Raw genomic sequence first — 10,981 nt, 5'->3', positions numbered from 1 at the left:
CGCATTTCAACTGAAGTGGACGCACGCCTTTCTTATGATACCGACGCCACAATTGAAAAAGCGAAAAAATTAATCGCACTTTATAACGAAGCAGGGATTGCCAATGAGCGTATCCTGATCAAGATCGCCTCCACTTGGCAAGGTATCCGTGCAGCAGAAGCGCTTGAAAAACAAGGAATTAACTGTAACTTAACGCTGTTATTCTCTGAAGCTCAGGCACGTGCTTGTGCTGAAGCAGGAGTGTATTTAATTTCCCCTTTCGTGGGTCGTATTCTAGATTGGTATAAAGCGAACGGTGATAAAAAAGATTATGCGCCAGCGGAAGATCCGGGTGTGATTTCCGTGACGAAAATTTACAATTACTATAAACAACATGGTTATAACACTATTGTGATGGGTGCGAGTTTCCGTAATGTAGGTGAAATTACAGAGTTAGCAGGTTGCGACCGTTTAACTATTGCGCCAGCATTGTTAAAAGAATTACAAGAAAATACCAGTCCATTGGTGCGTAAATTAAGCTACACTGGTGAGGTGAAAGCCAAACCAACGCCATTAACTGAAGCGGAATTCTACTGGCAGCACAATAGTGATGCGATGGCAGTGGAAAAATTGGCTGATGGAATCCGTAAATTTGCTGCTGACCAAGAAAAATTAGAAGCCATGCTGTTAGCAAAATTTTAACCCGTCATCATAAACATCTCATTAGGTAATATAGTCCTCAATACTGTGAAATTGTGAATGATAAAGGAAAAGAATAATTTCCTACCAAGGACTTAAACAAATAGATACCTGTACTCAAATAGATACAGGTATTTTTATTTACGCCGAAAATGTTTCAGCATTAAATTCGAAATAATTTTGTAAGAGATATGTCATTGCTTCGTCTAACTTATTGCTGTTTTATTCTATTATCATTGAGGAAAGCAATATGAAAACATGGCGTCAAAAATTTCAACAGTCAGAAATTGATATCGTTGTGCTGCGTCTGACCGTAATTATTCTGTTTTTTGTTTTTGGTAACACGAAATGGTTTGAATTCGAAGTCGAGGGGCTGAAACCAATTATCGCAAATAGTTGGTTAAATTTTTTGTATGACTTATTAGGTTTTCATAATACAAGCTATTTACTAGGCGTAGTTGAGACTATTGCTTATGTGAGTTTAGCAATGGGCTTTAGTCGACCTAAAGTCGGTTTGCTAGGTAGCTTTTTAGTTTTTATTACTGCTGTTGTCACGGTAAGTTTATTGCCACAACTCGGTTTTAATGGCTTTATTTTCAAAGATATTTTATTAATCGGCATGGCATTAGTACTATTTAAATATGATTTAAATCGTGCTTATCCAATCTAGTAATTTTTGCAAATCACTACTAATGAAAAATGGAAAGTTTTTATACTTTCCATTTTTTCTAGCCTAAATAAGTTACTTCACAATTTCACCTTTAGCCTGTAGATCGGCATGATAAGATGAGCGCACAAATGGTCCACAAGCTGCATGCTCAAAGCCCATAGCCTGTGCTTTATCACGAAACTCATCAAACTCTATTGGTGGCACATAACGCGCAACAGGCAAATGATGGCGGCTTGGTTGCAAGTATTGCCCCAATGTTAACATCGTCACGCCATTTTTACGCAGATCCTGCATCACTTCTAAGATTTCTTCATTAGTTTCACCCAGCCCAACCATCAAACCTGATTTTGTCGGAATATGGGGGAACATTGCTTTAAAGTCATGCAATAACTTTAATGACCATTCATAATCGGCACCTGGTCTAATTTCACGATATAAACGCGGTACATTTTCTAAATTATGATTGAATACATCAGGCGGATTATCTTTTAACTTATCTAGTGCCTGCTCAATTCGTCCACGGAAATCAGGTACTAAAATTTCTATTTTAATATCTGGATTAAGTTGGCGGATTTCCTTAACACATTCTGCAAAATGTCCTGCACCACGATCAGGCAAATCGTCACGATCCACTGAAGTGATCACAACATAGCGCAACTTCATATCTTGAATAGTTTCCGCTAATTTACGTGGTTCTTCTGGATCAGGGGGCAATGGTTTACCATGTGCCACATCACAGAATGGACAACGGCGCGTACAAATCGCACCTAAAATCATAAAAGTCGCAGTACCATGATTAAAACATTCATGTAAATTTGGGCAAGACGCTTCTTCACATACAGAATGCAAACCATGGCGGCGCATGCCATTTTTAATACTATTAATTTTTGCCGAATTCGCTGGCAGCTTAATTTTCATCCATTCAGGCTTTTTTAATAGCTCTTGATCAGGATCGATATTCTTTACTGGGATAATGGACGTTTTAGCAGCATCACGATATTTCACGCCACGTTCCATTTTAAAAGGTGTGCCCATTTGACTTCCTTACTCCAATCACGCTATCTGAAAAGTGCGGTCAGTTTTCGCAAAATTTCAAATTTCGTTGAGATGTTAAAATTTTGTTGCATTATATCCTAATAATTGGGCAAAGTGTGCAACTAATTTTGGTGCAACTTGCTCACAAGTTGCTTCAGCTGGCTGAATAAAATCAGCGAGTTGACACATTTCTAATCCCGCATAACCACAAGGATTAATGAAATGAAAAGGCGACAAATCCATATTGATATTCAGTGCTAACCCATGAAAAGAGCATCCTTTACGAATGCGTAAGCCAAGCGAACAAATCTTCTTTTCATCAATATAAACGCCCGGCGCATCAGGCTTGGCATAGGCTTTAAGTCCATAATCTGCTAATGTTTGTACTACTGCCTGTTCAAGTGCGGTAACTAATTGACGTACATTCAGCTCATTACCTAACGCCTTTTGGCGCTTAATATCAATTAGCACGTACATGACTTGCTGACCCGGTCCATGATAAGTGATCTGTCCACCACGATCGGATTGTACAACAGGGATTGCCGTTTGTTGGAGAAGGTGTTCCGCTTTACCTGCTTGCCCTTGTGTAAACACAGGCAAGTGTTGTACTAACCAAATTTCATCGGGTGTTTGTGCATCACGTTGATCAGTAAAACGTTGCATGTTATGCCAAATGTCTTGGTAGTGCTGTACACCTAATTGACGAACGATAAGTTCTGTTTGTTTTACCATTCGCTGTTATAACACCATTCTTACGCCATTAATGTTGGCTAGTTGTTCATATAAGGTTTCTACTTGCTCAATATTTTCTGCCACAATATCAATTGAAACAGAATTATAGGTACCTTTACTGCTTACTTGTTCACGTGGATTATAATCACCTTTAGCATATTTTTGCACTACAGCAACAACATCATCCACTAAATCGTTACGATTACTCCCAACAACTTTAAAAGTGAATGTACATGGAAACGCTAAAAGATCTTTTAGTTTTGCTTGCGGAAGGTCATTAAGCTGTACTGTTTTTTCTGTCATTTCAATATCCTAAAATTAACCAAAATGTAACCGCACTTTTAAGCTATTCACTTAAAGTGCGGTCATAAAAATATCCAATTTATTTATTACAAGATAAGGACGAAATTGAATTAATCAAACAGACTTTTTACTGTTAATACTAACCAATCCCACGCATTACCAAAAATGCCACCTTCTTGTACTTCTTGCATCACTTGTAAATCGACTTTTGCCACATCTTTACCATCGAGCTGATACACCACCTGCCCAACAATTTGTCCTTTAGCCAATGGTGCTTTTAAATATTTTGAATGCAGCTCATAACGCGCTTTTAAATCTGTTTGTCTTCCTTTCGGAATAGTAATAAAACCATCTTGCAGCACACCTAATGCAACATTACTATTGTTGCCATAGTACACGGATTGGTCGGAAACCGCTTTACCTGCTTCAAGTGTTTTGAAAGTTTCAAAATTTGCAAATCCCCACTGTAAAAGTTTCTTAGTTTCAACCTCGCGACCCTTAATGGTTGGCACACCCATTACTACAGAAATCAAACGCATGTTATTCCCATTCACTGCGGAAGTAACTAAGTTGTAACCTGCTTTATCAGTATGACCTGTTTTAATACCGTCAACTTGTAAAGTTTTATCCCAAAGCAGACCATTGCGATTATTCTGTTTAATCTTATTAAAAGTAAAGTCTTTTTCTGCATAAATACGGTATTCTTCTGGTAAATCACGAATTAAATGCGCACCAATAAGTGCCATATCTCGTGCCGAAGAATATTGGTTATCATCATCTAAACCATGTACTGTGGTGAAATGAGTATTTTTTAAACCAAATTGTGCTACATATTTGTTCATTACATTAACAAACGCTGGTACTGAACCAGCAACATGCTCTGCAACAGCCACTGAAGCATCATTGCCTGACACAATAATCACACCACGATTTAAATCAGCAACAGAAACTTGCTGATTTAAATTTAAGAACATTTTAGAAGAGCCAGGAAAATTTTTACCCCACGCACTCTCGCCAATGGTTACCATATCTGTATTACTGATTTTGCCTTGCTTTAACGCATCTCCTACCACATAGCTGGTCATCATTTTTGTTAATGAAGCAGGATATTGACGTTGATCTGGATTTAATGAGGCAAGTACCGCGCCAGAATTATAATCCATCAAAATAAATGTCTGTGCATTTAATTGCGGCGCACCAATCCCATAGTCAATATCTTGTGCAACGACATTTGATGCAACAAATAAACTTACAATAAGTGTAACCTGCGTTCTCTTTACGACTTTTTTAAACATACTGTCAGTATCCTGATTTAGATTAATTACCAAATGTATATACAATTAATGGTTTAGAATAATTGAGTTTCCTCAACTGTGTTTTTAATTCATCAACTTGGGATTTTTCACTAAAAGGCCCAAAGTGGATATCAAATTTTGTGTCATTCGGGGTAATTTCTACTTTTAGATCATCACGCCCAAGCCGTACAATCAAAGATTCGGCTTGCTGTTTTGAATCTAAACTAAGGACACGAATTTTATATGCGGTTACATCAGTTGCTGTTCTCTTTGTTGATGTAACCTTATCTGTTAGTCGCTCACTCGTGGCTGTATCACTTACAAGACTGTTATCTAATCTATTGGCAACCGCTTGATTTTTTGCCAACTTAGTTAAAGCCGCAGTGGCAGGACCTGAAATTTTACCTTGTTGATCAACAGAAAAAATTTCCACTCGTACTTTACTAATCCCACTGCCAATAATCCCAATTTCCCTCGCCGCTGCACGTGATAAATCAATAATTCGCCCCTTAACAAAAGGTCCTCTATCATTAATACGCACGATCACTTTACGGTTATTACGTAAATTTGTCACTAAAACATACGAGTTTATTGGTAAAGTTTTATGTGCAGCAGTATATAAATTTTCATTGTAAATTTCACCATTCGATGTCTTTCTACCATGAAATTTTCGATGATAAAAACTGGCAATACCTTCTCTTGAATAAGCTTTCGCTTCATTGGTTGTTTGAGTGCGGTAACCTACACCTTTTATCCAATAAGAATAGGATTTAGTATCTGGTTGTTGATAAGTTAATTTAGGTCCTTGTAAGCCAAATAACTGCTTTGTCATTTCTGCTTTTGTACTTAATGCAATTAAAGCAACAAAAAGTGCGGTCAATATCTGAAAAGTTTTTTGTTTCATCATGAGTTAGTTCTGTTATTTTTAGTCATAATCTAAGATAGTCAAAATGCTAATTAGTTCCCTTTAGAAAATGCTCCTTATGTGTATGAATTGACATAATTAAACCAAAGCCAGCCATCAATGTCACAAATGAGGTACCACCATAACTAAATAAGGGTAAAGGCACACCAACCACGGGTAAAATTCCACTCACCATACCAATATTGACAAACACATAAACGAAAAAAATGAGTGTAATTGCCCCAACCAAAATGCGCCCAAATGCCGTTTGCGCATTTAAACCAATGATTAGCCCTCTTCCAACAATAAACAAATAAATTGCCATTAAAATCAGAAAACCAATCATGCCATATTCTTCACTTAATACAGCGAAAATAAAATCTGTATGTGGTTCAGGTAAAAACTCAAGCTGAGATTGTGTTCCTTCCATCCAGCCTTTACCGCTCAAACCACCAGAACCAATGGCAATTTTAGATTGTAAAATATGAAAGCCCGCGCCTAAAGGATCTTTTTCAGGATCAAATAACGTCAACACACGTGTACGTTGATAATCATGCATTAAATAGAACCACATAATTGGGATAAAAGCAGCCAATCCTATAACAGCGATCAAAATTAACCACCAACTCATTCCAGCTAAAAAAACCACAAACAAACCAGAGGCACTCACTAAAATCGAGGTGCCTAAATCAGGCTGAATCGCAACCAAAAAAGTGGGGACTAAAATTAAAATTAACGCAATGAAAGTATGACTCAATTTTGGTGGAAGATGACGCTTCCCTAAATAAACTGCCACCATCAATGGCACTGCTAACTTAACAATTTCAGAAGGTTGAAAACGGAATAATCCCATGTCTAACCAACGTTGTGCACCTTTACTTGTGGTACCTATCGCATCAACCAAAATTAATAAAATAATCCCAACAGCAAATAAAAGTGGTGCAATGCGTTGATAAAATTTAGGCGGAAATTGTGCCATAATGAACATCACTGCAAAACCTAATGACACCTGAACCAAACGATTACGAAACATCGCTTCATTACCACCAGAGGCACTATATAGCACTAATAAACCGTAACCCGTAATCGCAATAAGCCCTAATAGTAACCATAAATCAATATGTAACTTCTGCCATAGTGAAAGCCAAATGTTCTTTTCGCGCATTATTCAATCACCTCAGATTCCGTTTGTGGCGCTGTTGATAAATGATTCATTTGTGGTAAACGTTGATTAAGGTAATAATCCATAATTTGTCGCACGACAGGTGCTGCGACACTGGAGCCACCACCCGCATTTTCTAAAATAATTGCCACCACCATTTTAGGATCATCATAAGGCGCATAAGCCGTAAACCATGCATGGTCATGTAATTCTTTTTTCAGTCCACTTGCATCATAAGTCTGATTTTCTTTTAAACTAAAGACCTGTGCTGTGCCCGATTTTCCAGCCACACGATAATTCGTCCCCACAAAAGCTTTACGTCCAGTACCATTAGAAGCATTGACTACATTATACATACCACGTTTAGCTGCTTCCCAATAAGCCGCTTTTGGTTCAGTAATATCCTCATACAATAAAGGATCTTGATAAAATTCGACCGCACTTCCCTCAATGCTTTTCATCAAATGAGGGGTATGCACTTTACCATTATTGATTAAAATACTTGTCGCTTTTGCCACTTGTAATGGCGTTGCTATCCAATAGCCTTGTCCTATTCCTACTGAAATCGTATCCCCCTGCACCCAAGGTCGTTTATGCCGTTTTTGCTTCCAGTCACGACTTGGCATAATCCCTGCCGTTTCCTCTTGAATATCAATACCCGTTGGCACACCAAAACCAAAACGTTTCATCCAATCAGACAAACGGTCAATTCCCATGTTATAAGCGGTTTGATAAAAATAAGTATCAGAAGACTCTACAATAGCCTTATTTAAATCAGTATGCCCATGTCCTGTTTTTTTCCAATCACGAAAACGTTTCGTCGTATTTGGTAAAATCCAATAACCGGGATCAAAAATTGTCATGTTTTGTGTAATCACATTTTCATGTAACGCCGCGACACCAATAAAAGGTTTAACAGTTGACGCTGGTGGATAAGCGCCTTGTGTCACACGGCTATATAAAGGTCGATTAGGGTCATTTAAAAGGCGTTTATAATCCGCACTTGAAATCCCACCAACAAACAAATTATTGTCATAACTTGGAGTAGAAACCATCGCCAAAATACTATTATCTTTCGGGTCAAGTACCACCACAGCGCCCTTTTGATTACCAAGTAAATCAGTAATATAACGCTGTAACTCTAAATCAATCGTCAAATGAATACTTTTACCGGCAATAGCAGGTTGCTCACGTAATTTACGAATCACCTTACCACGGTTATTAACCTCAACTTCTTCAAACCCTGTTGTGCCATGTAACTGCGACTCATAATAACGTTCAATACCTAACTTACCGATATCATGTGTACCAGCATAATTGGCATATTTATCTTCTTTTTTCAAACGCTCTACGTCTTTATCATTAATTTTTGCTACATAACCTAAAATATGTGTCAACGGTTCACCATACAAGTAATGACGCTTGAAGTAAGGTTTAATCTCTAAACTAGCAAAACGATATTGATTTACTGAAAAGCGAGCAATTTGTTCTTCCGTTAAATGTGGTTTTAATAAAATCGAAGTATAACGAGAAGAACGGCGACGTTCTTTTTTGAATGCGTCAATATCTTCTTCGGTTAATCCAACTATTGTCTTTAATTCTTCAAAAGTGCGGTCTAAATTTTCCACTTTTTCAGGCACTATATATAAACCAAAGAAAGTTAAATTCTCCGCTAAAAGTTTACCATAACGGTCATAAATCAAGCCGCGAGTGGGGGGCAAAGGCAATAATTTAATCCGATTACCATTTGAACGTGTTTGATAACTGTCATAATTCATAATTTGTAAGTGGTACAAATTGGTTGCCAAAATTGCTGATAAAATTAGCACAACAATAAAAGACACTAATGCACGGCGTGCAAAAAGATTGCGCTCCGATTTTTTATCTCGAATTAGTTCTTGTTGTGGTTGTGACAGCAATTTTTTCAAATTCATAGTGGAATTAATCAATTATTCACGATGATAAGGATGATTAGTAGTCAAAGACCAAGCTCGATATAAGCTTTCTGCGACGACAATACGCACTAATGGATGTGGTAAAGTTAAAGGTGATAATGACCAGCTTTGTTCAGCTGCTGCTTTACATTCTGGCGATAATCCTTCTGGTCCCCCAATTAATAAACATACATCACGACCATCATGTTTCCATGCTTCAAGCTGGACAGCTAACTGTTCTGTAGTCCAAGGTTTGCCAGGAATATCTAAACTGACAATTCGATTTTTACCACAAGCAGCTAGCATTGCTTTACCTTCTTGTTCCAAAATACGCTTAATATCCGCATTTTTACCACGCTTACCCGCAGCAATCTCAATAAGCTCAAACGGCATATCTTTTGGAAAACGACGCTGGTATTCTTCAAACCCGTGTGTTACCCAAGTCGGCATTTTTGTACCAACGGCGATCAGTTGAATTTTCACAACTTAGCCCCACAGTTTTTCCAGTTGATACATTTCTCGGCTGTCTGCTTGCATGATGTGAACAATCGCTTGCCCCAAATCCACAACAATCCAATCTGCCGTATCTAGACCTTCATCAGCAAAAGTTTCAAAACCAGCGCGTTTACATTCTGTAATTAAATTTTGCGCTAAAGAAGAAACATGACGACTTGATGTACCAGTACAAATCACCATATCATCTGTAATTGGTGATTTGCCACGTACATCAAGATGTAAAATATCCGTTGCTTTTAAATCATCTAATTTATCGATAATAAAATCAGTCAATGTATTCAAATTCATATCCTTTAATTTACTTACGATGCTAAATTATCTATCATTTGATTTGGCTATTCATCCTGTTAATAGATAATTTTATGCACTTAATTTATTTGAAATTTCGTTTTAAATGCCGTTTATTTTGCGAATTCCGCTGCATATTAGCGTTGTTCTTCGCTGAATGCCCACTTCGCTTAATACGATGAGGCTTTGGTAATACTAATAACGCATTTGCATCATATTGACTAACAGGAATACTATGTGCAATATATTCTTCAATTGCTGGCAAATTCATTGCATATTCTTCACACGCGAAACTGATTGAAACACCACTTTCGCCAGCACGCCCCGTACGTCCAATACGATGTACATAGTCTTCCCGATCATCAGGTAAATCATAATTAAAAACATGCGTCACATCAGCAATATGCAAACCGCGTGCAGCTACATCAGTCGCAACTAAAATATCTAATTGCCCATCAGTAAACTGCTTTAATAAAGAAAGGCGTTTTTTCTGTGCAACATCGCCAGTCAATAAGCCGACACGATGCCCATCTGCGGCCAAATAACCCCAAATATCTTCACAGCGATGTTTCGTATTGGCAAAGATAATACAACGTTCTGGCCATTCTTCTTCTAATAAAGTCAACAACAGCGCCATTTTGTCTTGATTTGATGGATAAAATAGCTCCTCTTTAATACGATGACCCGTTTTTTGTAATGGCTCAATTTCGACATATTCAGGCTCATTCATATCTTCAAATGCTAGCTCACGCACTTTATAGGATAATGTAGCAGAAAATAACATAGTTAAGCGCTGTTGTGGTGGCGGGCATTTACGCAACAAATAGCGAATATCCTTAATAAATCCCAGATCGAACATACGATCAGCTTCATCCAGCACTACCACTTGAATTTGATCTAAGCAAACAATGCCTTGTTTGACATAGTCAATTACTCGTCCAGTCGTGCCGATTAAAATATCAACACCTTCTTCAATCGCTTTTAACTGTTTATCATAACCATCTCCACCATAGGCTAAACCTGTTTTTAACCCTGTTGCTTTAGCTAACAACTCAGCATCATTGTTAATTTGGACTGCTAATTCACGGGTTGGTGCCAAAATTAATGCTCGAGGCTGTGAAAAAGAAGATCCTGTTTGACGTTCTAATAAATGGTGAAAAGTGGCTGTTAAAAATGCCATTGTTTTTCCCGTACCTGTTTGTGCTTGTCCCGCCACATCTTTCCCAGCCAAGCTGATAGGCAAAGAAAGTGCTTGAATTGGCGTACAATAATCAAAGCCCTTCGCTTGTAGTGCACTTAATACTTTGCTATTTAAAGGCAAATCAGTAAAACGGAGTTGAGTTAAATAATTATTTTGCATAAAAAATAAGAAATCGCTTAGAAAAAATTGTGCTAAGAATAGCATGAAGTAGAAAAATCCCCAAAAACTGACCGCACTTTTTCAATTTTTTTCACAAAAATCCG

12 protein-coding genes are annotated in these 10,981 nt (G+C 37.6%); 2 read left to right on the top strand and 10 right to left on the bottom strand.

The genetic code is table 11. The features are described from left to right. Both ACFSAV_RS11735 and ACFSAV_RS11730 read left to right on the top strand, forming a co-directional pair. The coding region (locus ACFSAV_RS11735; RefSeq protein WP_379099945.1) for a transaldolase at window positions 1-681 on the top strand (681 nt) is incomplete at its 5' end. Between the two features lie 247 nt (window positions 682-928). After that, the gene (locus tag ACFSAV_RS11730) at window positions 929-1,348 is read left to right on the top strand and encodes a DUF417 family protein (protein ID WP_101775252.1); all 420 of its coding nucleotides are present in this window, start codon (window positions 929-931) and stop codon (window positions 1,346-1,348) included. Window positions 1,349-1,420: 72 nt separating this feature from the next. Here ACFSAV_RS11730 and lipA read toward each other — a convergent pair whose 3' ends face one another. From lipA to rhlB, 10 genes are all read right to left on the bottom strand, one after another. Next, on the bottom strand, window positions 1,421-2,383 hold the full coding sequence (gene lipA / locus ACFSAV_RS11725; protein WP_101775251.1) for a lipoyl synthase: 963 nt from the start codon (window positions 2,381-2,383) through the stop codon (window positions 1,421-1,423). 75 nt (window positions 2,384-2,458) lie between these two features. Then, window positions 2,459-3,115, bottom strand: a complete 657-nt coding sequence (lipB, locus tag ACFSAV_RS11720; protein WP_379099941.1) for a lipoyl(octanoyl) transferase LipB — start codon at window positions 3,113-3,115, stop codon at window positions 2,459-2,461. Between the two features lie 6 nt (window positions 3,116-3,121). Beyond that, complete coding sequence (gene ybeD, locus ACFSAV_RS11715) at window positions 3,122-3,418, bottom strand: DUF493 family protein YbeD (RefSeq protein ID WP_379099938.1); 297 nt, start codon at window positions 3,416-3,418, stop codon at window positions 3,122-3,124. A 110-nt stretch (window positions 3,419-3,528) separates the two neighbouring features. Next, window positions 3,529-4,713 (bottom strand): serine hydrolase, encoded by a 1,185-nt coding sequence (locus tag ACFSAV_RS11710; protein WP_101775248.1) that lies wholly within the window; start codon window positions 4,711-4,713, stop codon window positions 3,529-3,531. Window positions 4,714-4,735: 22 nt separating this feature from the next. Continuing rightward, window positions 4,736-5,617, bottom strand: a complete 882-nt coding sequence (locus tag ACFSAV_RS11705) for a septal ring lytic transglycosylase RlpA family protein (protein WP_379099954.1) — start codon at window positions 5,615-5,617, stop codon at window positions 4,736-4,738. Window positions 5,618-5,666: 49 nt separating this feature from the next. Further along, a complete protein-coding gene (gene rodA, locus ACFSAV_RS11700; protein WP_379099934.1) occupies window positions 5,667-6,782 on the bottom strand; it encodes a rod shape-determining protein RodA in 1,116 nt (371 codons plus the stop codon). After that, window positions 6,782-8,713 carry a penicillin-binding protein 2 gene (gene mrdA / locus ACFSAV_RS11695; RefSeq protein ID WP_379099931.1) on the bottom strand — a complete coding sequence of 644 codons (1,932 nt, stop codon included), beginning with the start codon at window positions 8,711-8,713 and terminating at the stop codon, window positions 6,782-6,784. The genes rodA and mrdA overlap by 1 nt, the downstream gene beginning before the upstream one ends. 15 nt (window positions 8,714-8,728) lie before the next feature. Further along, the gene (rlmH, locus tag ACFSAV_RS11690) at window positions 8,729-9,196 is read right to left on the bottom strand and encodes a 23S rRNA (pseudouridine(1915)-N(3))-methyltransferase RlmH (RefSeq protein ID WP_101775244.1); all 468 of its coding nucleotides are present in this window, start codon (window positions 9,194-9,196) and stop codon (window positions 8,729-8,731) included. Between the two features lie 3 nt (window positions 9,197-9,199). Beyond that, entirely contained in the window at window positions 9,200-9,517 is a 318-nt protein-coding gene (gene rsfS / locus ACFSAV_RS11685; protein ID WP_379099928.1) for a ribosome silencing factor, read from the bottom strand. A gap of 85 nt (window positions 9,518-9,602) precedes the next feature. Next, on the bottom strand, window positions 9,603-10,877 hold the full coding sequence (gene rhlB / locus ACFSAV_RS11680) for an ATP-dependent RNA helicase RhlB (RefSeq protein WP_379099925.1): 1,275 nt from the start codon (window positions 10,875-10,877) through the stop codon (window positions 9,603-9,605). Between the last annotated feature and the right edge of the window lie 104 nt (window positions 10,878-10,981).

The organism is Pasteurella oralis (genome assembly GCF_042681465.1).
Taxonomy (GTDB): domain Bacteria; phylum Pseudomonadota; class Gammaproteobacteria; order Enterobacterales; family Pasteurellaceae; genus Pasteurella; species Pasteurella oralis.
Note: the sequence above shows the minus strand (reverse complement) of the source record. Positions and strands in the feature narration are given on the sequence as shown.